This window comes from Xanthomonas euvesicatoria, from assembly GCF_013112235.1.
GTDB lineage: Bacteria > Pseudomonadota > Gammaproteobacteria > Xanthomonadales > Xanthomonadaceae > Xanthomonas > Xanthomonas euvesicatoria.
The window spans coordinates 3421139-3445181 of the sequence record NZ_JABFFS010000001.1; the positions used below are offsets into that span (position 1 = coordinate 3421139).

16 protein-coding genes and 1 riboswitch are annotated in these 24043 nt (G+C 64.6%); of the genes, 7 read left to right on the forward strand and 9 right to left on the reverse strand.

The features are described 5' to 3' along the window. Positions 1-65 precede the first annotated feature (65 nt). Positions 66-2348, forward strand: coding sequence for an ATP-dependent Clp protease ATP-binding subunit ClpA (clpA, locus tag HLH45_RS14765; RefSeq protein WP_008575777.1), 2283 nt, complete (start codon positions 66-68; stop codon positions 2346-2348). A gap of 272 nt (positions 2349-2620) precedes the next feature. Here the strand turns inward: clpA and infA are convergent, their stop codons facing one another. The 5 genes from infA to trxB form a co-directional block, all read right to left on the reverse strand. Then, entirely contained in the window at positions 2621-2839 is a 219-nt protein-coding gene (infA, locus tag HLH45_RS14770) for a translation initiation factor IF-1 (RefSeq protein ID WP_002813418.1), read from the reverse strand. A gap of 80 nt (positions 2840-2919) precedes the next feature. Then, a complete protein-coding gene (gene aat / locus HLH45_RS14775; RefSeq protein ID WP_046931955.1) occupies positions 2920-3672 on the reverse strand; it encodes a leucyl/phenylalanyl-tRNA--protein transferase in 753 nt (250 codons plus the stop codon). A gap of 130 nt (positions 3673-3802) precedes the next feature. Then, the gene (locus HLH45_RS14780; RefSeq protein WP_008575319.1) at positions 3803-4846 is read right to left on the reverse strand and encodes an NAD-dependent epimerase/dehydratase family protein; all 1044 of its coding nucleotides are present in this window, start codon (positions 4844-4846) and stop codon (positions 3803-3805) included. Positions 4847-5114: 268 nt separating this feature from the next. Further along, positions 5115-6236 carry a GNAT family N-acetyltransferase gene (locus HLH45_RS14785; protein WP_008575321.1) on the reverse strand — a complete coding sequence of 374 codons (1122 nt, stop codon included), beginning with the start codon at positions 6234-6236 and terminating at the stop codon, positions 5115-5117. Between the two features lie 57 nt (positions 6237-6293). Continuing rightward, positions 6294-7262, reverse strand: coding sequence for a thioredoxin-disulfide reductase (gene trxB / locus HLH45_RS14790; RefSeq protein WP_003482910.1), 969 nt, complete (start codon positions 7260-7262; stop codon positions 6294-6296). Positions 7263-7545: 283 nt separating this feature from the next. On the opposite strand from trxB, the gene HLH45_RS14795 reads away from it, so the two are divergent. The 3 genes from HLH45_RS14795 to lolA all read left to right on the forward strand — a co-directional run bounded on the left by HLH45_RS14795 (position 7546) and on the right by lolA (position 12718). Continuing rightward, a complete protein-coding gene (locus tag HLH45_RS14795) occupies positions 7546-9903 on the forward strand; it encodes a DNA translocase FtsK (RefSeq protein WP_008575323.1) in 2358 nt (785 codons plus the stop codon). Positions 9904-10074: 171 nt separating this feature from the next. Then, positions 10075-11982: a DUF3857 domain-containing transglutaminase family protein gene (locus tag HLH45_RS14800; RefSeq protein WP_033478956.1), complete on the forward strand. Its 1908-nt coding sequence runs from the start codon at positions 10075-10077 to the stop codon at positions 11980-11982. Between the two features lie 64 nt (positions 11983-12046). Further along, a complete protein-coding gene (gene lolA, locus HLH45_RS14805; protein WP_008575326.1) occupies positions 12047-12718 on the forward strand; it encodes an outer membrane lipoprotein periplasmic chaperone LolA in 672 nt (223 codons plus the stop codon). A 115-nt stretch (positions 12719-12833) separates the two neighbouring features. Here lolA and xopZ read toward each other — a convergent pair whose 3' ends face one another. Then, positions 12834-17000, reverse strand: coding sequence for a XopZ family type III secretion system effector (xopZ, locus tag HLH45_RS14810; RefSeq protein ID WP_074053133.1), 4167 nt, complete (start codon positions 16998-17000; stop codon positions 12834-12836). On the opposite strand from xopZ, the gene HLH45_RS21825 reads away from it, so the two are divergent. The 3 genes from HLH45_RS21825 to crcB all read left to right on the forward strand — a co-directional run bounded on the left by HLH45_RS21825 (position 16929) and on the right by crcB (position 19185). Beyond that, positions 16929-17150: a hypothetical protein gene (locus tag HLH45_RS21825; RefSeq protein WP_223866263.1), complete on the forward strand. Its 222-nt coding sequence runs from the start codon at positions 16929-16931 to the stop codon at positions 17148-17150. The two genes, xopZ and HLH45_RS21825, sit on opposite strands and share 72 nt — an antisense overlap. A gap of 80 nt (positions 17151-17230) precedes the next feature. Beyond that, complete coding sequence (locus HLH45_RS14820; RefSeq protein ID WP_008575330.1) at positions 17231-18604, forward strand: replication-associated recombination protein A; 1374 nt, start codon at positions 17231-17233, stop codon at positions 18602-18604. Positions 18605-18606: 2 nt separating this feature from the next. Further along, positions 18607-18675, forward strand: a riboswitch (Fluoride riboswitch). 108 nt (positions 18676-18783) lie between these two features. Next, on the forward strand, positions 18784-19185 hold the full coding sequence (gene crcB, locus HLH45_RS14825; RefSeq protein ID WP_008575332.1) for a fluoride efflux transporter CrcB: 402 nt from the start codon (positions 18784-18786) through the stop codon (positions 19183-19185). A 313-nt stretch (positions 19186-19498) separates the two neighbouring features. On the opposite strand, the gene HLH45_RS14830 is transcribed toward crcB, so the two are convergent. The 3 genes from HLH45_RS14830 to HLH45_RS14840 all read right to left on the reverse strand — a co-directional run bounded on the left by HLH45_RS14830 (position 19499) and on the right by HLH45_RS14840 (position 23895). Beyond that, positions 19499-20704 (reverse strand): acetyl-CoA C-acyltransferase, encoded by a 1206-nt coding sequence (locus tag HLH45_RS14830; RefSeq protein WP_074053132.1) that lies wholly within the window; start codon positions 20702-20704, stop codon positions 19499-19501. A gap of 161 nt (positions 20705-20865) precedes the next feature. Continuing rightward, positions 20866-23238: a 3-hydroxyacyl-CoA dehydrogenase/enoyl-CoA hydratase family protein gene (locus tag HLH45_RS14835; RefSeq protein WP_008575334.1), complete on the reverse strand. Its 2373-nt coding sequence runs from the start codon at positions 23236-23238 to the stop codon at positions 20866-20868. 24 nt (positions 23239-23262) lie between these two features. Next, positions 23263-23895: a TetR/AcrR family transcriptional regulator gene (locus HLH45_RS14840; RefSeq protein WP_008575337.1), complete on the reverse strand. Its 633-nt coding sequence runs from the start codon at positions 23893-23895 to the stop codon at positions 23263-23265. Between the last annotated feature and the right edge of the window lie 148 nt (positions 23896-24043).

Sequence of the window (24043 nt, forward strand, 5' to 3'; positions counted from 1 at the left end):
GATAGGGTTGTGGAAAATCCCAACAAAAGCCGCATATTGTTGGCAACAGCCGTTCGGAGTTACCAATGTTCAGCAAAGACCTAGAGCAAACCATCGGCCAGTGCTACAAGCGAGCACGCGAGGCGCGTCATGAGTTCATGACCGTCGAGCACCTGCTGCTCTCGCTGCTGGACAACCCTTCCGCCCAGGCCGTGCTCAAGGCCTGTGGGGCAGACCAGGTGCGCCTGCACAATGACCTGGAACAGGCGATCGAGGCCTCGGTTTCGCGCCTGGCCGAGGACGACGGGCGCGACACGCAGCCCACCCTGGGATTCCAGCGGGTGTTGCAGCGCGCGGTCTACCACGTACAGTCCTCGGGAAAGAAGGAAGTTACCGGCGCCAACGTGCTGGTCGCGATTTTCGGCGAGAAGGACTCGCATGCGGTGTACTTCCTGAACCAACAGGACATCACCCGCCTCGATATCGTCAATTATCTCTCGCACGGCATCGCCAAGCTGGGTGAGGACGGCGAGCAGCCGTCCGCGCCGGATGGTGAGTCCAAGAGCGAAGGCGGCGAGGGCGAAGCCAAGGGAGACGCCCTGGCCGAGTTCGCCACCAATCTCAACGATCAGGCACGCAACGGCAAGATCGACCCGCTGGTCGGCCGTAGCGATGAGATCGAGCGCACCATCCAGGTCCTGTGCCGTCGGCGCAAGAACAACCCGCTGTACGTGGGCGAGGCCGGCGTTGGCAAGACCGCGATCGCCGAGGGCTTGGCCAAGCGCATCGTCGACAACGACGTGCCGGAAGTGCTCGCCGATGCGGTGATCTACTCGCTGGATCTGGGCGCCCTGGTGGCCGGCACCAAGTACCGCGGCGATTTCGAAAAGCGTCTCAAGGGCGTGCTGGCTGCGTTGAAGAAGGTGCCGAATGCGGTGCTGTTCATCGACGAGATCCACACGATCATCGGTGCCGGATCGGCGTCGGGCGGCACCATGGACGCCTCCAATCTGATCAAGCCGGCGCTGTCGTCGGGCGAGCTGCGCTGCATCGGCTCGACCACGTTCCAGGAATATCGCGGCATTTTCGAGAAGGACCGTGCGCTGGCGCGTCGGTTCCAGAAGATCGATATCGTCGAGCCGACCGTGGGCGAGACCTTCGAGATCCTGCAGGGCCTCAAGCCCAAGTACGAGGCGCATCACGGCGTGACCTACGCCGATGACGCGCTACAGGCCGCCGTCGACCTGTCGGTGAAGCATATCGGCGACCGTTTGCTGCCGGACAAGGCGATTGACGTGATCGACGAGGCTGGTGCGCGTCAGCGTCTGCTGCCGGAAGGCAAGCGCAAGGAACTGATCGATATCGAAGAGATCGAGACCATCGTCGCCAAGATGGCACGCATTCCGGCCAAGCAGGTCAGCGCGACCGACAAGGACGTGCTGCAGCACCTGGAGCGCAACCTGAAGATGGTGATCTTCGGGCAGAACCCGGCGATCGAGACGCTGGCCGGTTCGATCAAGCTGGCGCGCTCGGGTCTGGCCAATCCGGAAAAACCAATCGGCAACTTCCTGTTCGCCGGCCCCACCGGTGTCGGCAAGACCGAGGTCACCAAGCAGCTCGCGCTGCAGCTGGGGATTGAGCTGGTGCGTTTTGACATGTCCGAGTACATGGAAGCGCACTCGATCAGCCGTCTCATCGGTGCGCCCCCGGGCTACGTCGGTTTCGATCAGGGTGGCTTGTTGACCGAAAAGATCGTCAAGACACCGCACTGCGTGCTGCTGCTGGACGAAGTGGAGAAGGCGCATCCGGACATCTTCAACATCCTGTTGCAGGTCATGGACCGCGGCATTCTGACCGACACCAACGGGCGCGAGGCCAACTTCAAGAACGTGATTTTGGTGATGACGACCAATGCCGGCGCCACGCAGGCATCGCGTCGGTCGATCGGTTTTACCAAGCAGGATCATTCCACCGACGCGATGGAGTCGATCCGTCGCGGTTTCACGCCCGAATTCCGCAACCGTCTGGATGCGATCGTGCAGTTCCAGCCCCTGGCGTTCGACCACATCCTGCGGGTGGTGGACAAGTTCATTATCGAACTGGAAATGCTGTTGCAGGAAAAGCACGTCTCCCTGTCGGCCACCCCGACCGCGCGCGACTGGCTGGCCCAGCATGGCTTCGATCCGCTGATGGGTGCGCGGCCGATGTCGCGGGTGATCCAGGAGAAGATCAAGCGCCCGCTCGCCGACGAACTGCTGTTCGGCAAATTGGTGGACGGTGGCCGGGTCAGCATCGACGTCAAGGATGGCGAACTGGTGGTCGAGGCGCATCCGGAACCCGAACGCCTGCTGCCCGCGACGGTTGATTGATCGTAAGGTTGTTTTCGCAGTTGAGGAAAAGCCGCTCGAAAGAGCGGCTTTTTTACGTCTTCAGCGCGCATCGCGATCAGGCACCCTGACGATAGCACGCTTGGCGGGGATGGCCGCTGGGTGATGCGTTTCTACGCTGCCGGCAAGTCTTGCCGAGCCGCCGGTGCGGAGCAGGGCAGTGCGTCCGGGTAGGTGCCTGTCACTGTGCGCTCGAATTGCGGGCACGACAAAAAGCGGCCAATGGCCGCCTCGCGTCTCGGTACCAAAACCGCTTACTTCATGCGGTAGGTAATACGACCCTTGGTCAGGTCGTAGGGAGTCATCTCAACTTTGACCCGGTCGCCGGTCAGGATGCGGATGTAGTTCTTGCGCATACGTCCGGAGATGTGGGCGATGATTTCATGCCCGTTCTCCAGCTTGACCCGGAACGTGGTGTTGGGAAGCGTCTCGCTGACGCTGCCTTCGAATTCAATGGAGTCGTCTTTCGACATGTAATCCTGTGCAGTCACGGCTGGCCCGGCAGGGCCGTAAGGGACAGCATTTTACGCGCCATCTCCCTGCGGTGCAAATTTTATGTTAAGCGGGTCTCACGCAGGTCGCTGGCGGCGTGTTCGCGGTAACGCGCAGACCAACTACCCGGCGGTTCCGTCAGGGCAACCTGGCGTTGCACCTGGTGCAAAAAGTCAGCGCGCGGCAAGCGTTCGGCGCCCAGGCTCAGCAGGTGCGGATTTTCCACCTGCGCATCGATCAGTGGCCACCCTCGGCCATGCAGATTGGCGGCCAAGGCGGCTAGTGCCACCTTGGAGCCGCCGCTTTCCCCGCTGAACATGCTTTCGCCAAAAAACATCCGGCCGATCGCGACGCCGTAGATCCCGCCAACCAGGCGCGCGCCGTCGAACACCTCGATCGAATGCGCGTGGCCGAGACGGTGCAAGGCGATATAGGCCTGCTGCATTTCCGCGGTGATCCAGGTGCCGTCCTGGCCAGGGCGCGGACTCGCAGCACAGGCGTCGATCACCTGTTCGAAGGCGGTATCGGCGCGAACCGTCCAGGTGCTTGCGCGAAGCTGGCGCTTGAAGCGAGAGGACAGGCGCACGCCGTTAGTGCGAAAGACCATGCGCGGATCCGGGCTCCACCACAGGATCGGTTGGCCCTCCGAATACCACGGGAAAATGCCGTGCGCGTACGCGTTGAGCAGGCGCTGGGGCGACAGATCTCCGCCAACGGCAAGCAGTCCGTCGGGATCGGTCAGGGCGGCCTCGGCAGGCGGGAATGGGGCCGAGGCGGAAGTGCCCAACACGGTGGGACGACGAAAGGGCGTCATCACGCCGGCCACCGGCCGGATCGCCACGGCGCGCCACGCAGGCATGGAAATGGAGCGGCAAAGGGCATGGGCAGGTGCCTGGTTCGGTTCCGGCGATGGTACAGGTGCGCCTGCGGAGCACCCAGCTGGCTCAAGCCCGTCGCTGCCGGTCCCAGCTGGCGTAGTGCTCGTGCAAGGTCTGCTCGACCGGACGGTAGTCCACGCCCAATTCCTGGCGCGAGCGCCGGTTGTCCAGGCCGAAGCGGATGCCGAGATGATTGCGAATGTACTTGGGGCTCAGCCCGAAGAAGTGGCCGAGTAGCCGCAACGCCAAACCGGGAATCTGCAGACGCGGCAACAGGTAAGGGCGGCGGTGGACCTTGCGCAGGAACCGCGCGATTTCCAGGAACGAGATCATCTGTGCCGAGGCGACGATGTAGCGGCCGTGCGCGCTGGGCCGCTTGGCCGCGGCGATGTGTGCGTTGGCAACTTCACGCACGTCCACCGTGGCAAAGCTCAGGTCCGGCACGCCATAGAAGAACAGGCCGCGCATCAGTTCGTCGAGCAGGAACAGGCTGCCCGAATCCGAGCCTGCGGCCGGGGACGGACCGAGCACCAGGCCGGGATTGATGCAGACCAGGTCCCAGCGCTGCTGCGCACGGTACATGGCCCACGCCTCCTGCTCGGCGACCACCTTGGAGTAGTGGTAGGGATTGTGATCGAGGCTGCTGGTGGTGTTGAAGAAGGCTTCTGACAGCGTTTGCCCGGGCATGTCCAGCACGTCGCGGTAGTCGCCGAAGATCGCGCCGATGGTGGACGTGAGCACCACCCGCTCGACGCTGGAAGTCGCGTTCACCGTGGTCAGCACGTTCCTGACGCCTTGCAGCGCGGGTTCCAGCAGTTGGGTGCGGCCGTTCTTGATCTTTTCCGGCATCAGGAACGGCGAGGCGACGTGATGCACCACAGAGCAGCCCTGCATCGCACCGACGAAGGAGCCGGGTACCAGCAGGTCTGCTTCGAACAACCGCAATTGGTCCGGGTGGTCCGCCTGCAGCTGCCGTAAAGGCCGCAGCTTGGGCGAATCGTGCAGGCTGCGCACGGTGGCGTGCACGGTGTCGCCCGCTTCCAGCAACTGCTTCACCAGCCGGCAGGCGACATAGCCACTACCGCCGGTGACCAACACCGTTTGCTTCATGGGCCGATTCCGGTGCGGGCGACATGCCCGAATCAATAGTCAACGCTAGCATATTCTGCGGTAGCGTCCGCAAGTTCGGAATGATCGGGTACCAGGCACGGCAAATGCGCGGCTTGCGCAAGGGCTACGATGAGGACTGATGAACGGGTCTCGCGCGACGGCGCAGAGGCCTGCCACGTCGGCCTGCCACGTCAGGCGGTGCCTGGATTTGTGCGGCGGCGGTGCGATGTATCGACCCGGGATGGGTGGAGAAGCCGCCGCAGGGCGATCACGCTTGGCGGAACGGCGAATGGCGCAGCAGGGCGGCGGCGTGCTGCTCGACCTCGGCCCGCTCTTGCGCGCACCAGTCCGCCAGCGGCTCGCGAAAGCCCGGATCGGCAATCCAGTGGCGGCTGCGCACCAGCGTCGGCAGAAAGCCGCGCGCGATCTTGTGCTGGCCTTGTGCGCCAGGTTCGAAGCGGGTCAGGCCTTCGCGCAGGCAATATTCGATGCCCTGGTAGTAGCAGGTCTCGAAATGCAGGCCGGGCAGGGCTTCACCGCCCCAGTAGCGGCCGTACAAAGTGTACTGCCCGCGCAGGCAGAGTGCACCGGCGATGGGTTGCCCATCGAGGTCGGCCAGGAACATCACCAGCTGGCGCGGCATGGCCGTGGCCAGGTGCTGCAGGAACTGCGGCGTCAGCGCGGGCGAGTTGCCGTACTCGTTGAAGGTCTTGAGATAAAAGCCGTACATCGCGGCCAGCTCCGCATCGCTGGCCTCATCACCGTGCACCACGCGCAGTTGCACGCCGGCGCGCTGCACCTTGGCGCGTTCCTGGCGAATGTTCTTGCGGTGCTTGTGATCCATCGCCGACAGGAACGTCTCGAAGTCGCCCCAGCCGCTGGCGTTGTGCCAGTGGTACTGCAGGTCGTTGCGTTCCAGCCAGTCGGCATCGAAGGCGGCGTCTTCACCAGCGGGGTAAAAGTTCACATGCGCCGACGACAGTCCGCTGCGCTCCACCAGCTCGCGCATCGCCTTCAGCAGGTGGCCGCGCCACGTGGGCGCACCGAGCAGGCGCGGGCCGGTGACGGGCGAGTAGGGCACCCCACACAGCCATTTGGGGAAGTAGTCCTGGCCATAGCGCGCGTACGCATGCGCCCAGGCATGGTCGAAGACGAACTCGCCGTGCGAGTTGTTCTTGAGGTAGCCGGGAGCCGCGGCGACCAGAGTGTCACCCTCCCACAAGGTCAGGTGCAGCGGGTTCCACCCCCAATCCGGGCGCAGGCAACCCTCACGTTCAAGGCCTTGCAGAAACGCGTAGCCGATGAAGGGATGCGTGCCATCGTGCAGCGCATCCCAGGCGCCGGCCGGCAACTCGTCCAGCTGGCGACACCAGCGTGCGGTTATGCCCATGCGGGCAGCCCCTCGGCGATGCTGGCCGCGTGGCGCGGCCGGCAATCAGGCGCCATCTCAGGCGCTCTTGTCGAGGAAACGCTCGGCATCCAGCGCGGCCATGCAGCCGAAGCCGGCCGAGGTGATGGCCTGGCGGTAATGCTGGTCGGCCACGTCGCCGGCGGCGAACACGCCGGCCACCGAGGTCTCGGTCGCGGCGCCGTTCAGGCCGGAGCGGATTTCCAGGTAGCCGTTGTTCATTGCCAACTGGCCATCGAACAACTGCGTGTTCGGGTGATGGCCGATCGCCACGAAGAAACCATGCGCATCGATGTCGCGGGTGCTGCCGTCGATGGTGGACTTCACTCGGACGCCGGTAACCCCGGCATCGTTGCCCAGTACCTCGTCGATGGCATGGTGCCAGACGGTCTCGATCTTGCCGGCGGCCACTTTGGCGAACAGCTTGTCCTGCATGATTTTTTCTGCGCGCAGCGTATCGCGGCGATGCACCAGGTAGACCTTGCGGGCAATGTTGGACAGGTACAGCGCCTCTTCGACCGCGGTGTTGCCGCCGCCGACCACCACCACGTCCTGGTCCTTGTAGAAGAAGCCGTCGCAGGTGGCGCAGGCGGAGACGCCACGCCCCTTGAAGGCTTCTTCGGTGGGGATGCCCAGGTACTTGGCGGTAGCGCCGGTGGCGATGATGAGTGCGTCGCAGGTGTACTCGGCCCCGTCGCCGATCAGCCGGAACGGACGCTGCGACAGATCTGCCGTGTGGATATGGTCGAAGATGACCTCGGTCTCGAAGCGCTCGGCATGCGCCTGCATGCGGCTCATCAGGTCAGGACCCATCAGGCCGTGGGGGTCGCCCGGCCAGTTGTCCACCTCGGTGGTGGTCATCAGCTGGCCGCCTTGCTGCAGCCCGGTGATGACCACCGGCTTGAGATTGGCGCGGGCGGCGTAGACCGCGGCGGTCCAGCCGGCCGGGCCGGAGCCCAGGATCAACAGGCGGGAATGCTTGGCGGGGCTGGCAGAAGAGGCGCTCATGTATACTCGCGATCTAGGAATTGGTGGGGCAGGCGAAGTAATTCGCGCCCCCGTGGCGGCATAGAGTGGCGGTCCCCACCCGGTGAATCAAGGCGGCGCGATGGAACTGCTTGAACCGCAGATGGCATGCTCTGCTCCAACCACGTGCTCGACGCCGCCTTGTGCGGCGTTTTTCGTTGAGCGGCGCCTGGTTGGATGGCCAGGGCGCATGCAACTGCTGAAACCGTGGCTTCAGTCGTTTATTATCAAACACTAACAGCATTTTTCTAAGGTCTGGCTACAGGTGGCAAAGCAGGTTCCCGAACGCAGCAGCAAGCCCGCAGAGGGCAAACCGTCGTCGCGCAAGACGGCGGTGGCGGACAATCCGCGGCGGCAGAAGCTCTGGCGCGATCTGGCCTTGATCGCGGTGGCGCCGTTGCTGCTGTATTTGCTGGCCAGCCTGTTCACTTACTCGGCGACCGATCCGGGTTGGTCGCGCACCGGCAATTTGGTTGCGCCGATCCATAACATGGGCGGCCGATTCGGCGCCCTGGCGGCCGACGTGCTGCTGCAGCTGTTCGGGTATGTGGCCTTCCTGCTGCCGGTGCTGTTGGGAGCGGTCGCCTGGATCGCCTTGATCGGCGAGCGCGAGGAGCAGAGCCAAAGCGACCTGGGGCCGGCGCTGCGCCTGGTCGGGATGGTGGGGTTCCTGATTTCCTCGACCGGCTTCCTGCACCTGCGCCTGTTCCAGGGCGAGGTGGCCGAGGCCGGCGGCATCCTGGGCAAGTTGGTCGCCGGCTCGCTCAGTTCCGGCTTCGGTGCCTTGGGCGCGAACTTGTTCGTGTTGGTGCTGCTGCTGGTGTCGATCACCCTGGCGACCGGCTTGTCGTGGTTTGCGGTGATGGAGCGCATCGGCAAGTGGGTGCTGGCGCTGGGGCCGCTGATGCAGCGCAAGACCCATCAGGCCACCGAGTGGCAGCAGACCCGGGTGATGCGCGAAGAACGCGAGGAAGTGCGCAAGGTCGATGCGGTCAAGCAGGCCAAGCGCGAGCCGGTCAAGATCGAGCCGCCGCCGGCGCCGGTGGTGGAAAAGAGCGAGCGCGCCAAGCGCGACACCCAGATTCCGATGTTCCAGGGCGTCAGCACCGACGGCTCGGACCTGCCGCCGCTGGCGCTGCTGGACGACCCCAAGCCGCAGACCAAGGGCTATTCGGAAGAGACGCTGGAAACGCTGTCGCGCCAGATCGAGTTCAAGCTCAAGGACTTCCGCATCGAGGCGCAGGTGGTCGGGGCCTATCCGGGCCCGGTGATCACCCGCTTCGAGATCGAGCCGGCGCCGGGCATCAAGGTCAGCCAGATCAGCTCGCTGGACAAGGACATCGCGCGCGGGTTGTCGGTGAAATCGGTGCGCGTGGTGGACGTAATCCCGGGCAAGTCGGTGATCGGCCTGGAAATTCCCAATGTCAGCCGGGAGATGATCTTCCTCTCCGAATTGCTGCGCTCCAAGGAGTATGACAAGTCGGCCAGCCCGCTGACGCTGGCCCTGGGCAAGGATATTGCCGGGCGCCCGACCGTGGCCGACCTGGCGCGCATGCCGCACTTGCTGGTCGCCGGTACGACCGGCTCGGGCAAGTCGGTGGCGGTCAATGCGATGGTGCTCAGCCTGCTGTTCAAGGCCTCGCACAAGGAACTGCGGATGCTGATGATCGATCCGAAGATGCTCGAGTTGAGCGTCTATCAGGGCATCCCGCACCTGCTGGCGCCGGTGGTCACCGACATGAAGGAGGCCGCCAACGGCCTGCGCTGGTGCGTGGCCGAGATGGAGCGCCGCTACAAGCTGATGAGCGCGGTGGGCGTGCGCAACCTGGCCGGCTTCAACAAGAAGGTCAAGGACGCCATCGACGCCGGCCAGCCGATGATGGACCCGCTGTTCAAGCCGAACCCGGAACTGGGCGAAGCGCCCCGGCCGCTGGAAACGCTGCCGTTCATCGTCATCTTCATCGACGAATTCGCCGACATGATGATGATCGTCGGCAAGAAGGTCGAAGAGCTCATCGCGCGCCTGGCGCAGAAGGCGCGTGCGGCCGGCATCCACTTGATCCTGGCCACGCAGCGGCCATCGGTGGACGTGATCACCGGCCTGATCAAGGCCAATATCCCCACCCGCGTGGCGTTCCAGGTCAGCTCCAAGATCGACTCGCGCACCATCCTGGACCAGTCCGGCGCCGAGGCGCTGCTGGGCAACGGCGACATGCTGTACCTGCCGCCCGGCACCGCGCTGCCGGATCGCGTGCACGGGGCTTTCGTCAGCGACGAGGAAGTGCATCGCGTGGTCGAGCATCTCAAGGCCAGCGGGCCGGTGTCCTACGTCGAAGGCGTGCTGGACGAAGTGCAGACCATGGGCGATGGCACCGTGGTCGGTGCCACCGGCTTGCCGGAAAGCAGCGGCGGTGGCGGCGACGAATCGGATCCCTTGTACGACGAAGCCTTGCGCATCGTCACCGAGACCCGGCGTGCGTCGATTTCCGGCGTGCAGCGGCGTTTGAAGATCGGCTACAACCGTGCCGCGCGTCTGATCGAAGCGATGGAGGCGGCCGGCGTCGTCAGCCCGCCCGAGCACAATGGCGACCGTACCGTGCTGGCACCGCCGCCGCCGAAGTAGGCGCCGGCGATGTCGTGGCGCGTTTTATGTGCAGCTTCCGATCGGGCGCCTGCAGCAATGCCGCATTGTTGGAAGCCCGTGCCTGTCATTGCCTGGCACAACGGCTACCCTGTGGGTGAGGGCCGCTCCGGCCCGCCGTGATCGAGACCCATGTTGCATCGTCCCTCGTTAGTGCTCGTGCTGCTCCTCTGTCTCCCGCTGCTTGCCCAGGCACAGCAACGGCCCGCGCCCACTGCCAGTGCTGCAACACGCACGCAGGCCGACACCAATTACAGTTTCGTGCGCTACCGCGCCGACTACGAGGTGCGCGCCGACGCCAGCAGCGTCGAAACCGACGAATACGAGATCCTGCTCAAGACCAAGTCGGCCGTGGAGCAGTTCAGCCAGGTCCGGCTGAGCTATAGCGAGAAGATGGAAACGCTCGATGTGCTGCAGGCGTATACCGTCACGGCCGAAGGGCTGCGCCAGGACGTGGCGGCCGACAAGATCTATACCCAGGAAAGCTATTCCAGCGCCTCGGCAGCGATGTATGCCGACCGCAAGGTGAAAGTGGTGGTGTTCCCGAATCTGGCGCCGGGCGCGCGCATTGTGTACCGCGTGCGGCGGGCACAGAACACGCCGTATTTCCCCGGTTACTTCAGCCTGTGGGAGACCTTCAGCGTCTTCGCGCAGTACGACGATGCGGTGATTACGTTGGTCGCGCCGAAGGGGCTGCCGATGCATCTTTCTGCACGCGGGCTGCAGGGCAGCACCAAGCCGGTGGTGCGCGGCGACCAGGCACGCTGGGAGTGGCGCTACCAGCGCACCGCGCCGATGAAAAACCAGAACTGGAGCGCTGCGACCTGGGAGTTCAGCCCCACCTTGATGGCCAGCACCTTCGACAGCTGGTCGCAGATGGGCCTGGCGTACCACGTCAAAGGCGGGCGCGCTGCGGCGGTGACGCCGGCGATCCAGGCGCTGGCCGATGAGGTCACCCGCGGTATCGATTCCCCGCGCGCGCAGGCTGCCGCGCTGTATGCATGGGTGGCGCGCAACATCCGCTATGTGGCGGTGTATCTGGGCAATGGTGGGCTGGAACCCAACAGCGCCGAGAGCATCCTGGCCAACCATTACGGCGATTGCAAAGACCACACCGTGATTCTGGAGGCCCTGCTTGCCGCCAAGGGGATTGCCAGCACACCGGTGCTGATTGGGGCAGAGGGCGGCCCGACCTTGCCGCAGATCCCGGTGCTGGGCCGCTTCAACCACGCCATCACCTACATTCCCGCATTCGATCTGTACGTGGACTCGACCAACCCCTACGCACGCTTCGGCCAGTTGCCGGCCGGCGATCTCGGCGCGCCGGTGGTGCATACGCGCGATGGCAAGGTCACGCAGACGCCGCCGAACGACCGCAAGGTCAATCGCTATGTCGCCCGCACCGAATACCGGTTCACGCCGCAAGGCGATCTGCAGGGCACCACCACGCTCGACAGCGGGCAGACCGGCGAAGTGGGCTTGCGCGCGATGTTCGTGCAGCTCAATGCGCAGAATCGCAACCGGATCGAAGAGTCGATCCTTGCCCAGTCCGGTTTCGACGGCACCGGCGATCTGCTGATTCAGGGCGACCCGCTGGATCTGGATGCACCGTTCAACTACCGCTACACCTTCCAGGCCAAGGACGCGGTGGACTTCTCGGTGGTCGGCGGCATGACCTTGCCGGATATGCCAGGTGCCGAGTCAACGCGCGCCATCTACACCACCACCTCGGCCGAAAACAATCTGACCCCGTTCTACTGCAACGACAGCGTGCGCGAAGAAACCTACGTGGTGAGCTTTCCCGAGACGGTGCCGATCATCGCCATTCCGCGCAGCAGCACCTTTCGCAATGCCGCCGGCGAATACGTGGTTGAGTGGACACGGCAGGGGCAGACGGTCACCGCCGTGCATCGCCTGCAGCGTGCCGCCGTGCGCGGGCCACAGGCGTTGTGCCAGCCGCAGGATTACCGTGCGTTTCGCGAGCTCTACCAACAGGTGCGGCGCGGGTTTCGCGGGCAGATTGTCTATGGCGATCTGTCCAGGGTGCAGACGGCACGATGAGGCGGATTGCCGCGCACACGCCGCCATCTGAACATGCCGTGCGATAGCGCTCGCCCATTCATCTATGAAGTATCAGAATCTACGCATGTCCTTCTGGAAGACCGCGATGCATCGCCAGCTCCGTTATGCCGTCCTTGCCACTGCTCTGTTCGCCAGTACCGCGTTTGCCGGTGCGCGCCAGGAGCTGGACACCTTCACGCGAGGGTTGAAGGGACTGGATGGGCAGTTCAGTCAGCGGGTGACCGACGCGAACGGCCGGGTCAAGGAAACTTCGAGCGGGCGGGTCGCACTGGCGACACCGCGTCAGTTCCGTTGGGAATACGCCAAGCCCTATAAGCAGCTGATCGTGGCCGACGGCAAGAAGGTCTGGGTATTGGATCCGGATCTGGAGCAGGTCACCGTGCGCGCACAGGGCAGCGAAGAACAGAACAGCCCGCTGGTTGCATTGATCGACCCGGCGCTTCTGGACAAGAAGTACGATGTCAGCGAAGAAGCCGCGCCACGCGACGGCCTGCAATGGTTGTCGCTGACGCCCAAGGTGGACACCGACGCCAGCTTCCAGATCGCCTCGCTGGGGTTCGGCAAGGAGGGCCTGGCCAGGATGGAAGTGGTGGACGCAGTCGGCCAACGCACCGCGATCAGCTTTAGCGGCTGGAAGCGCAACCCGGCGTTTGCTGCAGACACCTTCCGCTATACGCCGGCCAAGGGCGTGGATGTGGTGGGCGACGCGCAGTAAAGCGTCTGCGGGGCTCTCGGGATGAACGCATGGCGCAGCGAGCGGCTGTGCCTGCGAGCGCGCAGCAGTTGTCGTGACCTGACAGATGCACCCGCACAGGAGCGATGCCACCACGCTACGGGACTGGCTCGTACGGGATCCACTGACCAACCGTCCGACTCGCCTCCGCTGCCTGGTTGGTCTGGCGTTTGATGAAGAAATCGAGGCCACGTTCGCGCTGGCGTTTGCCCTTTTCGCGCAGGATTAAAATGGTCGGTTCCCAAATGCTTGGGTGGCTGATGAGCTCATCGAACGCGCGATCGGCTTCTGCCGCTTGCGCTTCGCATCCGGCGACCCGCAATAGCTGGGCCTGCGCGCGCAGCGCGTCCAGGCGTGGTGCAGCCTCTGCCTGCAACACCCAGTCCACGATCAGCGAGGCGAACTTGTTGTCTTGCATGTGGAGGCGGACCCGGTCGATGAAGTCCTGCAACTGGCGCTCGGCCACCATATAGAGCCGTTGGTCATCGACCTTGCCCTGCAGTTTGGAGATTCCGTAGTGGGTCCATAACTGCCAGTTGCGCTTCACTTCGCGTTCGAATGAGGCGAAATTGAAGAATTCGAAGCCACGATCGGTGCGCACGGGATCGATTTCGTTGTTGAACATCCACAAGGTGGAGAACGTCGTGCTGCCGGCCGAGCGCAGTTCCCTGCTGTAGCCGAGATCAAGCGTGGCCATGGACAGCCGCGCCACTGGTGTGGGCGGCGCATTGCCGGTGCCGGGGTGCGTCCACTGCCGGGCGACGACACTGGCCGATGCGCGCCCTGCGATCTCTACCCTGGATTGCGCGCTCGAATCCTTCAGCACCATGGTCATGTAGCCTTCGATCGGCGTCTGCGACCGGGAGGTTTCGCGCCGGGCTTTCACGCCGAGCGACGCGCCCAGGGTGGCGCGACGCGGTTGGCCATCCATGTTTCCCACGCGCACGCCGGCAGCGACGCTGAGGCTGGATTCGGTGGCCGAAGTATTGCGTTCGGCATGGCCGATCAAGCCAACGGTGATGCTGGGGTGGTGCGCCAGCAGCTCCCCCAGGAAGTCGCGCTCGCTCAACTGGCCTGCATCGCCGCCGGATTGCTCGGCCAGTTGCAGCAAGTGTTCGAACATGGCCAGGAATTGCGCGCGCTGCTCCAGCTCCTGGCCCTTGCCCCGTCGCGGTACGCGGATTTGCACGCCATGCTCGATGCCCGATTCCTTTTTCATGCGCCATTCGGCTGCGCCCGTGATACCCACCGGTGCACGTTCGGTGCCCGGCAGCAGCACGCCCGCGCTAATGCCGGTACTGGCGTTGAACTGCCGCGCCTTCTGCCGCCCGATCTGCAGCGACAACCCGGTCCGCCCCATGTAAATCTCCACCGAGCGATCGGAACTGGTCTGGCCGCCCGCGGAGAGTTTCAGTCCCAGGCCGCTGGGGATGATCGCAAGTGCGGCCGACAGCGGCGTCGTATTGAGTCCGATCACCCGTTGCTCGGTAAGACGCAGCTTGTCGCGCCATTCCAGCCGTTCCAACAGGTTGCGCAGGCATTCGAACAGCGCACGTGGCGATCTGACGCGGGAGGTGTCGCCCTCGTGCAGAAGGCGACTTGCATGACCGATGGCCTGATGAAAGTGGGTGCGCGCGTCGGACGCCAGTTCTTCATCCAGGGTCGCTGCACCGACCGGCAGGTCGCTCGGCTGTCCGGCGTGGTCGAGCAGGCCACGCTGGATCAGACGCAGCGTTTCGGGCAGACGCATGCGGCCGGCGCGTAATGCACCCCATGCGGATGCGATGGCCGGATGGCACGCCGCCGGCTGCAGGTCGTCGGTCTCGTTCACGGAGGCAGCCACCGAGCGCTGAAGCTCCTGGGCACGCCGTTCGATCGTGCCCAGCACCTTGGCGGTGAAGGTCAGGTCGGTTGCGTTCTGCTCGTGTGGGAGCCATTGCACGTATTCCAACAGTGCCTGCATTGCCAGCTCGTCCTGCGACGGCATTCGCCCGCCCGCCAGCTGGATCTGGCGGCGCGCGACGAGCCAGCTGGTCAGGTAGCCGGCCGCTTCGCGAAAAGCGTCGTTGGCACGCCGCACGGCGGTGGGAAGCGCTTCGGAGGCGCCGACCTTCATTCCCAGCTCAAGTGCGTTGAAGGGATTGAGGGCGCGCCTGCCGCGCCGCCCACTGCCTGCGACCGCCCATTGCGCAAACATCTGCAGGCATGCGTTGACGCGCGCATAGGGTGAACCTGCCCGGGTGGTTTCGTAGCCATTGCGGAATGCGTGAAATGCGCTGCGCTGGGCATCGGTTGCAGACTGCAGGCCCTGCAGCGGCGAGTCTCCATGCACGGCATGGCGCGCTCCCATCTGCGCATCGCCCAGCCAGCTGCGTTCAGCCTGTTCTGCGTCCGGCGTCAGTGCAAGCCGGTGGCTGGCACGCAGATGGACCTGCGCCGCCTCCAACCATTCCCTGGAGGGGGGCGTGGCTTCTTCGCGCAGCATGTGCGAAAGAACCTGCATGCCGCGCGGAACGCTGGCCAACAGGCCGACGCAGGCGGTGACGGTCTCCATTGGCTGGGCCGCCTCGGCAGCGATGGAGACCTGTGGCCGCGGAATCAGCTCACGCAACCGCACCATGCCCAGGCGTCGCAGCACGTCGGCCGCTGCGGCGGCATCGCCTTCGCTGGCGATCGCCAAGGCCTGCAGGGCGATGCGCAACGTGTCGACCGGCTGCAAGGCGTCGCTCCCGAACGCAGCGCTGCGGCCATGCAGAGCGTCAGCCCAGGCGCGCAGAACCTGTCGACTCACGGGGTCGATGGTTTCCTCGCGAAAGCCGGGCAGGGCCTCAAGCAGTGCGTCCATGGTGTCGGCGACGATATCGGCAGCGACGGGCCGGGCCTCGTCGGCCGGCGACTGCGCGGCTGCATGTTCCGCCACGCGCTGCATGTCGCCGTTCGCAGCTTCCAGCGCGTTGACCGTCTGTTCGTGCTGCCACACCTCCTCGGTGTTGATCCGCGACGAATGCCGCGCTTGCTGCAGTTTTGCCTCGACCTGGTCGAGGCGCTGCTGTAGGCGCCGCGCATGCCGCCGACAGCGCTCGGCATGCGTGCGTTGCAGGGTCAGCATGTTCTCGTTGCGTCCCAGCCGTGTGCGCAGTGCCTCGACTTCTCGGTTTCGCTCTGCAGCAAGGTGCGCGCCGAGCGTGCGCAACGCCGGCCTGTTGGCAGAGTTGCCTGCTTGATCCGACTGCAACGCATCGCGTGCTTGCGCATACGCGCTTCGCAATCGATCGATTTCCGCGTTAGCTTCCGCAAGTGCTTGCTCTGCTTGTGCTGCCTGTGCCGAGCCGCGGCCGAAAAAGACCGCTTTGGCCAGCGCATCGCCGCGTGCGCGCGCCTGCTGCACTGCGTGCTCGAGCCGGGTGCAGGCGCGCTGCAGCTGTAAGCGATCGACGCCCTGCTGCGCGTCGGCCGAGGATGAGCCCGCGTGCGCTGCGACAGCGCGCGACGGCTGATCGTGCGGTAGCGCGTTCAATGCGGCGCGTGCGGAGAGGATGTCCGACTCGAGATCGTGGATCGCGGCCGCCACGGCATCAGTCTGCGCATTGCATCCATGCAGCTGTTGCAGCAGTTCGGCACGTTCGCGCGTCAGCGCGTTGATGCTGTCGCTCAGGTTGGCGGCGCGCCGGGCTCTCAGGGCCAACTGCTCGCGTGCAGCCTGTAGCGTTTGTGCATGCGCGTAGCTCAGCTCGTCCTGGCGACGCCGCCAGATGCGTGCGGCCAGGTCGTTGTTGGATTGTTCCAGGCGGGCGATCAGCGCCTCATTGAGATGCTGGGTGGCATTGGACAGCAGCGGGGCTGCTCGCAGATCACGGGCGGCATCGGCGTTGCAATCCGATGGGCCGGCTGGTGTGTCCCGCGCGTACTGCACCGAGGAATAGCGCAGCAGGCTCGTATGTGGTTCTGGCGAACCGCTACTGAGCCCCAAGCGTTCTGCGGCCTTCCTGCAGGGACGCGGGAGGGCGTGTTTGCGTTTGGGAGCGGCCTTCAGTCCGGGATCGACGACGCTTGGCTGTCTTGCTTGCTCAAGTAGCGTCGCGGACCAACCCAGCGGATCTTCCTGTGCCTGGATCAGTTCCGCCTCGAACGCGCATGGGTCCGGAGTCGCCAATTTGTTGTGCGTCTGCCGCCGCGCAGAAGGCTTGGATGGATGCGCAATGGTCTCGGCCATCCCTGGAAGGCAAGCGGCGATGACGGAGGGGCGAAGCGGAATGCGAGGCATGGTGGAATCCGTGCGCTGAACCTGCCGCTTGCGCTTGCGCAGCTCGTGGCCGATGCGGAATGCCGGCAAGCGATTGCGGTCACTCGTTACTCAGTAACAGTATTGCGCTACGCAGTCGATGCGTTGCACCTGCGCGAAGTGGTCGCTTGAAAAGAGAACGTCGGCGTGCCAGCGATGGCCGAACACTGCGTTGTGGAACGTCCATCAGGCGCAGGCGGTAGAATGAAGGGGTGAGCAAAGCCAAACGTCCCGACTCGATCACACCCGATCTGCTGCACGTCGATCGCAGCGCCATGGGGCCCTTGGCAGAGCGGATGCGGCCGCGCACGCTTGACGAGATGGTGGGCCAGAAGCGATTGCTGGCTCCCGACAGCGCCCTGCGGCGCGCGGTGGAATCCGGCCGCGTGCACTCCATGATCCTGTGGGGCCCGCCGGGATGCGGCAAGACCACATTGGCCTTGTTGCTCGCACATTACGCAGACGCCGAATTCAAGGCGATCTCGGCCGTACTCTCCGGCTTGCCGGAAGTGCGGCAGGTGCTGGCAGGGGCGGCGCAGCGTTTTGCCGGTGGCCGCCGCACCGTGTTGTTCGTCGATGAGGTGCATCGCTTCAACAAGGCCCAGCAGGATGCGTTCTTGCCGCATATCGAACGCGGCACGATTCTGTTCGTCGGCGCGACCACTGAAAACCCGTCCTTCGAGTTGAATTCAGCGCTGTTGTCGCGCTGCCGCGTGCATGTGCTGGAAGGCGTGTCGCCGCAGGATATTGTCGAAGCCTTGCAGCGTGCCTTGCGCGATGCCGAGCGCGGCTTGGGGGCAGAGACGATCCAGGTCAGCGAAGCGTCGCTGCTGGAAATCGCCAGCGCCGCCGACGGCGATGTGCGTCGGGCACTGACGCTGTTGGAAATTGCCGCGGAACTGGCGGCAGGCGAGGGTGGCGAGATCACGCCACAGACGTTGCTGCAGGTGCTGGCCGACCGTACGCGCCGCTTCGACAAGAACGGCGAGCAGTTCTACGACCAGATTTCGGCGTTGCATAAGTCCGTACGCAGTTCCAACCCGGATGCAGCGCTGTACTGGCTGACGCGCATGCTCGATGGCGGGTGCGACCCTGCGTATCTGGCGCGTCGGTTGACCCGCATGGCGATCGAGGACATTGGTCTGGCCGATCCGCGCGCGCAGAGCATGGCGCTGGAAGCCTGGGACATCTACGAGCGCCTCGGCAGCCCGGAAGGCGAGTTGGCATTCGCACAGCTGGTGCTGTACCTGGCCAGCACTGCCAAATCCAATGCCGGCTACGCTGCCTTCAACCAGGCCAAGGCCGAAGTGCGCGCCACCGGCACCCAGGAGGTGCCGCTGCATCTGCGCAACGCGCCGACCAAGCTGATGAAGACGCTGGGCTACGGTCAGGATTACCAGTACGACCATGATGCCGAGGGCGGCATCGCGCTGGATCAGACCGGGTTCCCGGATGCGATGGGCGAGCGCGTGTACTACAACCCGGTGCCGCGCGGGATGGAGATCAAGCTGAAGGAAAAGCTCGATCGGCTGCGCGAGGCGCGCGCGCTGGCACGGGCTGACAAGGCCGGCAAGCCCACGGCATAATCGGCCGCACAGGAGATGGCATTCCTCCTCGAACCGCGCGCACCCTGCGCGCTGATGATGCCTGCCCACCCCGCCGGGGCGGCAGGCCTGTGCCCCGGCATCGCTTTTGACTCACAAAGGATGACGCCGATGTCGCACACTTTTTTTTCGAACACACGCTCTGGTCGCGGGGTGCGCGTATGAACGCACCGGTGTGGTGGCAACAGCTGTTGTTGGCGATGACCGGTGGCGCACTGGGATCGGGCTTGCGTTTTGCGATCGGTGCCTCGTTGATCCAGCGCTTCGGTACCGGCTTCCCTTGGGGAACGCTGACGGTGAACCTGCTCGGGTCGTTCGTGGCCGGCGTGTTGCTGGTCTGGCTGGATGCACGCGGGCCCTCGAGCTGGCCGCTGCGGGCCCTATTGATCGTCGGCGTGATCGGTGGGCTGACCACGTTTTCGTCGCTGATGATGGAGTGCCTGGTGTTTGCGCGCACCGACCGCTCGACGATGATCGGCATCTATCTGGCGGTGACCTTGCTGGCTGGACTGGCGCTGGTCGTTGCAGGGGCGCGGACCGGTCAATGGTTGGTGGCGCGCTGAGCGTCGCCGTTTGCTAGCGGTATCTGCGGCGTCCCTATTGCGACAGCTGGATCGACGGCTTCAGTGGCCGCAGCGACATGACCGATGCATCAGAACGCAACGCTCAGCGTTTCACTGGGCACGCGGGGATATGCGTTGGATCGCCGCGACGTTGGCAAGACCGCATTGACCGATAAAGGAAAGGGCGTGCTTGCGCACGCCCTTTTGGGCACAGCATGGCAATGTGATCGCTAAAACCTGATCTCCGCGGATGGATGACACAGATGGAAACACCAGACCGACCCGGAAGGCCGACCCGGCGCTCCAATGCGCTTCACAGCGCTTCGATGATGCCCGCAGCGCCCATGCCGGTACCGATGCACATGGTGACCATGCCGTACTTCTGCTGACGACGGCGCAGGCCATGCACCAGCGTGGCGGCACGGATCGCGCCGGTGGCGCCCAGCGGGTGGCCAAGGGCGATTGCGCCACCCAGCGGATTGACCTTGGATGGATCCAGTTCGCTGTCGCGGATCACGGCCAACGCCTGTGCGGCGAAGGCTTCGTTGAGCTCGATCCAGTCGAGTTGATCTTTGGTCAGCCCGGCCTGCTTGAGCGCCTTGGGAATGGCGGCGATCGGTCCAATGCCCATGACTTCCGGGCGCACGCCGGCTACCGAGAAGCTGACAAAACGCGCAAGCGGTGTGAGGCCGTAATCCTTGATCGCCTGCTCGGAGGCCAGCAGCACGGCACCGGCGCCATCGCTCATCTGCGAAGAATTACCGGCGGTGACGCTGCCGCCGAACTGGCCGTTGCGGATCACCGGGCGCAACTTGGCCAGGCCCTCGAGCGAGCTATCCGGACGCGGGCCTTCGTCGGTGTCGACCAGGCGCTTGCGCAGCGCGATGACGTTGCCTGCCAGATCGGGCTGGTGCGAATGGATTTCGTACGGGCTGATTTCGTCGCGGAACTCGCCGGCGGCAATTGCGGCGATCGCCTTTTGATGGGAGGCCAGCGCAAAAGCGTCCTGGTCTTCGCGTGACACCTTCCACTCTTCTGCGACCTTCTCGGCAGTGATGCCCATGCCATAGGCAATGGCCACATGGTCGTCGGCGAACACGCTTGGCGACATCGCCACCTTGTTGCCCATCATCGGCACCATCGACATCGACTCGGTACCGCCGGCCAGCATCAGGTCGGCATTGCCCAGCCGGATCTGGTCGGCGGCCATGGCGATGGCCTGGATGCCGGACGAACAGAAGCGGTTGATGGTCTGGCCGGCCACCGAATTGGGCAGGCCCGCCAGCAATACGCCGATGCGGGCCACGTTCATGCCTTGCTCGCCTTCGGGCATGGCGCAGCCGATGATGGCGTCGTCGATGCGCGAGGTATCGATGCCCGGCGCCTGCGCGACCACCGCGCGCAGCACATGCGCCAGCATGTCGTCGGGACGGGTATTGCGGAACACGCCCTTCGGCGCCTTGCCCACCGGCGTACGCGTGGCGGCAACGATGTAGGCTTCTTGAATCTGCTTGCTCATGGCTATCTCCGATAGCCGGGATTCGGGATTCGGGATTTGGGATTCGTCAAAGCGAATCCGCGTGCCCGAATGTTCCTGCCCGGCGGATGAATTTGGTGGAAGCGAGAAAGTTGGAGGGCGGGGACCCGCTGTTGCGAATCCCCAATCCCCAATCCCGACTCTCAGTTCCTGAGTGGCTTACCCGTCTTGAGCATGTGCCCAATCCGCGCCTGGGTCTTTTCCTGCTGGGCCAGTTCGACGAAGTGCTTGCGCTCCAGCTTGAGCAGCCATTCTTCATCGACCAGCGCGCCGCGATCCACTTCGCCACCGCAGACCACCGTGGCGATGCGGCTGGCGATTTCGTAGTCGTATTCGCTGATGAAGCGGCCTTCCAGCATGTTGACCAGCAGCATCTTGAAGGTGGCGATGCCGACGTCGCCGGCGACCTGGATGCGGCGTGCCGGCAGCGGGGCGCGGTAGCCGCCCTCGGCCAGTGCGCGCGCTTCGGCCTTGGCGATGTGCAGACTCTCGTAGCTGTTGAACACCACCTTGTCGGTGGCACGCAGCAGGCCCAGTTCCTTGGCATTGACGGCCGAGTTGGAGACCTTGGCCATTGCCACGGTCTCGAAGGTCTTCTTCAGCTCGGCGAACACGTCGCCGCCCGGACCTGCGGCGATCGACGCACGCACCGCGATTTCCTTCAGGCCACCACCGGCCGGCAGCAGGCCGACGCCGGCTTCGACCAGGCCGATGTAGCTCTCCAGCGAAGCCACGGTCTTGGCGCTATGCATCTGGAATTCGCAGCCGCCGCCCAGCGCCAGGCCACGCACGGCCGAGATCACCGGCACCTGCGCGTACTTGATGCGCTGGCTGGTGGCCTGGAAATTGGCGACCAATGCTTCGAACGCATCGACCTTGCCGGCCTGCAGCAGGCCAAGCGCGCCGGCCAGATCGGCACCGGCGGAGAAGGGCTCCTTCTGCTGCCAGATTACCAGACCGGCGAAGTCTTTCTCGGCGCGGCCAACCACTTCCTGCAGGCCATTGAGCACGTGGTCGGAGACGGTGTTCATCTTGGTCTTGAAACTGACCACGGCGATGTCATCGCCGTCGTGCCACATGCGCACGCCGTCATTTTCGAACACGGTTTCGCCCGGCGAGAACTGCTCGCCCAGCAACGGATCGGGGAAGCGCTGGCGCTTGTACACCGTCAGCGATGAGCGTGGCAGCTTGGCGTCGCGCGCCGGGCTGTACGAGCCTTCGGCGCCATGCACGCCATCGCGACCGTCGAACACCCAGTTCGGTAGTGGCGCGCTGCTCATGCTCTTGCCGTTGGAGATGTCTTCGGCAATCCACTGCGCCACCTGCTTCCAGCCAGCGGCCTGCCAGGTCTCGAACGGACCCAGCGACCAGCCGTAGCCCCAGCGGATCGCCAGATCCACGTCACGTGCGGTCTCGGCGATATCGGCCAGGTGGTAGGCGCTGTAGTGGAACAGGTCGCGGAAGCTGGCCCACAGGAACTGCGCCTGCGGGTGCTGGCTTTCGCGCAGCTTGGCGAACTTTTCGGCCGGGTTCTTGATCTTGAGGATCTCGACCACTTCCGGCGCGGCGCTACGATCGGCCGGGCGATAGTCCTGCTTCTCCAGGTCGACCACCACGATGTCCTTGCCGACCTTGCGGAAGATGCCGGCACCGACCTTCTGGCCCAGCGCGCCCTTGCCGATCAGCGCATCCAGCCACTTCGGCGACTTGAAATACTGATGCCACGGGTCGTCGGGCAGGGTGTCGCCCATGGTCTTGATGACGTGCGCCATGGTGTCCAGGCCGACCACATCGGAGGTGCGATAGGTGGCCGACTTTGGGCGACCCACCAGCGGGCCGGTCAGCGCATCGACTTCGTCGAAGCCCAGGCCGAATTCCTGCGTGTGGTGGATGGTGGACAGGATCGAGAACACGCCGATGCGGTTGCCGATGAAGTTCGGGGTGTCCTTCGCATACACCACGCCCTTGCCGAGCGTGGTCACCAGGAAGGCTTCCAGGCCTTCCAGTACCGCCTTGTCGGTGCCCTTGGCCGGGATCAGCTCGGCCAGGTGCATGTAGCGCGGCGGATTGAAGAAATGCACGCCGCAGAAACGGTGACGCAACTGCTCGGGCAGCACGTCGGAGAGCTTGTTGATGCCCAGGCCGGAGGTGTTGGAGGCCAGCACGGCATGATCGGCCACGAACGGGGCGATCTTCTTGTACAGGTCCTGCTTCCAGTCCATGCGCTCGGCGATCGCTTCGATGATCAGATCGCAGTCGCGCAGCTGTTCCAGGCCGCTCTCGTAATTGGCCGGCGTGATCGCCTCGGCCAGCGCCTTGCTGGCGAGCGGGGCGGGGCTCAGCTTGCCGAGATTGGTGATCGCCTTGAGTACGATGCCGTCTGCCGGGCCTTCCTTGGCGGGCAGGTCGAACAACACGGTGTCGACACCGGCATTGGTGAGGTGCGCGGCGATCTGCGCACCCATGACGCCGGCACCGAGCACGGCGGCACGACGGACTAGCAACGGGTTGGACATAGCGATAGGCCTCTTGTGGAACGTTTACGGTGTGGAATGAGCGCGGAACCCGGGTTCCGCGAAACGGATGAGTTCGCGCGCCGCGCGCGCACGATGGTCGGCCTCGCTGACGCCCGCAGGCCGCTTGATGAGCCCGAAATCGGCCATGGCATAGGTCAGTGCGCCGGCCAGGAAGTCCAGCCGCCAATACAGCTCTTCCTTGCTCAGGCCCGGCACGCAGCCGGCGATGGCCTTGCCGAATTCGCGCAGCACATGTCCGTAGTGGTCGGACAGGAACTTGCGCAGGTTGTCGTTCTTTTCCGCGTAAGCGCGCGCAATCACGCGTACGAACGCGCCGCCGTTCTGGCGGTCCTGCGCCATGGCCAACGCCGGCTCGACGAAGGCAGCGAGCACGGCCGTGAGCTCGCCGGGCTGGGACTTCTTTGCCGTTTCCAGCTGCTGCAGGCGCGAGGCGGTCATCTCGTCCATGCGCCGGCGGAACACCTCGTTGACCAGGTTTTCCTTGGAGCCGAAGTGATAGTTAACCGCGGCGATATTGACGTCGGCCTGCGTGGTGAGCTGGCGCAGCGACGTGCCGGCGAACCCGTGCTGGGCGAACAGCTCCTCGGCCGCACCGAGAATGCGGTCCTTGGTGGAGAAGTGGGCGGGCTTGGGCATGCGCGAAGAGGGGACTCAATCAAACGATTGTTTGAGTCTACGGGCTCGCATGCGAGCGGGTCATGTCGCAACGCAGCACGATTCAGTGGGCGGTGTGCAAACGCAGCGTTGACGAGATAGAATTGACCATCGCAAAGAAGCCTAAGCC

Bases quoted from the DNA above. Each gene is read 5' to 3' on its own strand.
- clpA (WP_008575777.1), top strand. From the start codon at position 66: ATGTTCAGCAAAGACCTAGAGCAAACCATCGGCCAGTGCTACAAGCGA.
- infA (WP_002813418.1), bottom strand. From the start codon at position 2,839: ATGTCGAAAGACGACTCCATTGAATTCGAAGGCAGCGTCAGCGAGACG.
- aat (WP_046931955.1), bottom strand. From the start codon at position 3,672: ATGACGCCCTTTCGTCGTCCCACCGTGTTGGGCACTTCCGCCTCGGCC.
- HLH45_RS14780 (WP_008575319.1), bottom strand. From the start codon at position 4,846: ATGAAGCAAACGGTGTTGGTCACCGGCGGTAGTGGCTATGTCGCCTGC.
- HLH45_RS14785 (WP_008575321.1), bottom strand. From the start codon at position 6,236: ATGGGCATAACCGCACGCTGGTGTCGCCAGCTGGACGAGTTGCCGGCC.
- trxB (WP_003482910.1), bottom strand. From the start codon at position 7,262: ATGAGCGCCTCTTCTGCCAGCCCCGCCAAGCATTCCCGCCTGTTGATC.
- lolA (WP_008575326.1), top strand. From the start codon at position 12,047: ATGAAGTATCAGAATCTACGCATGTCCTTCTGGAAGACCGCGATGCAT.
- HLH45_RS21825 (WP_223866263.1), top strand. From the start codon at position 16,929: ATGCGCAATGGTCTCGGCCATCCCTGGAAGGCAAGCGGCGATGACGGA.
- xopZ (WP_074053133.1), bottom strand. From the start codon at position 17,000: ATGCCTCGCATTCCGCTTCGCCCCTCCGTCATCGCCGCTTGCCTTCCA.
- crcB (WP_008575332.1), top strand. From the start codon at position 18,784: ATGAACGCACCGGTGTGGTGGCAACAGCTGTTGTTGGCGATGACCGGT.
- HLH45_RS14830 (WP_074053132.1), bottom strand. From the start codon at position 20,704: ATGAGCAAGCAGATTCAAGAAGCCTACATCGTTGCCGCCACGCGTACG.
- HLH45_RS14835 (WP_008575334.1), bottom strand. From the start codon at position 23,238: ATGTCCAACCCGTTGCTAGTCCGTCGTGCCGCCGTGCTCGGTGCCGGC.
- HLH45_RS14840 (WP_008575337.1), bottom strand. From the start codon at position 23,895: ATGCCCAAGCCCGCCCACTTCTCCACCAAGGACCGCATTCTCGGTGCG.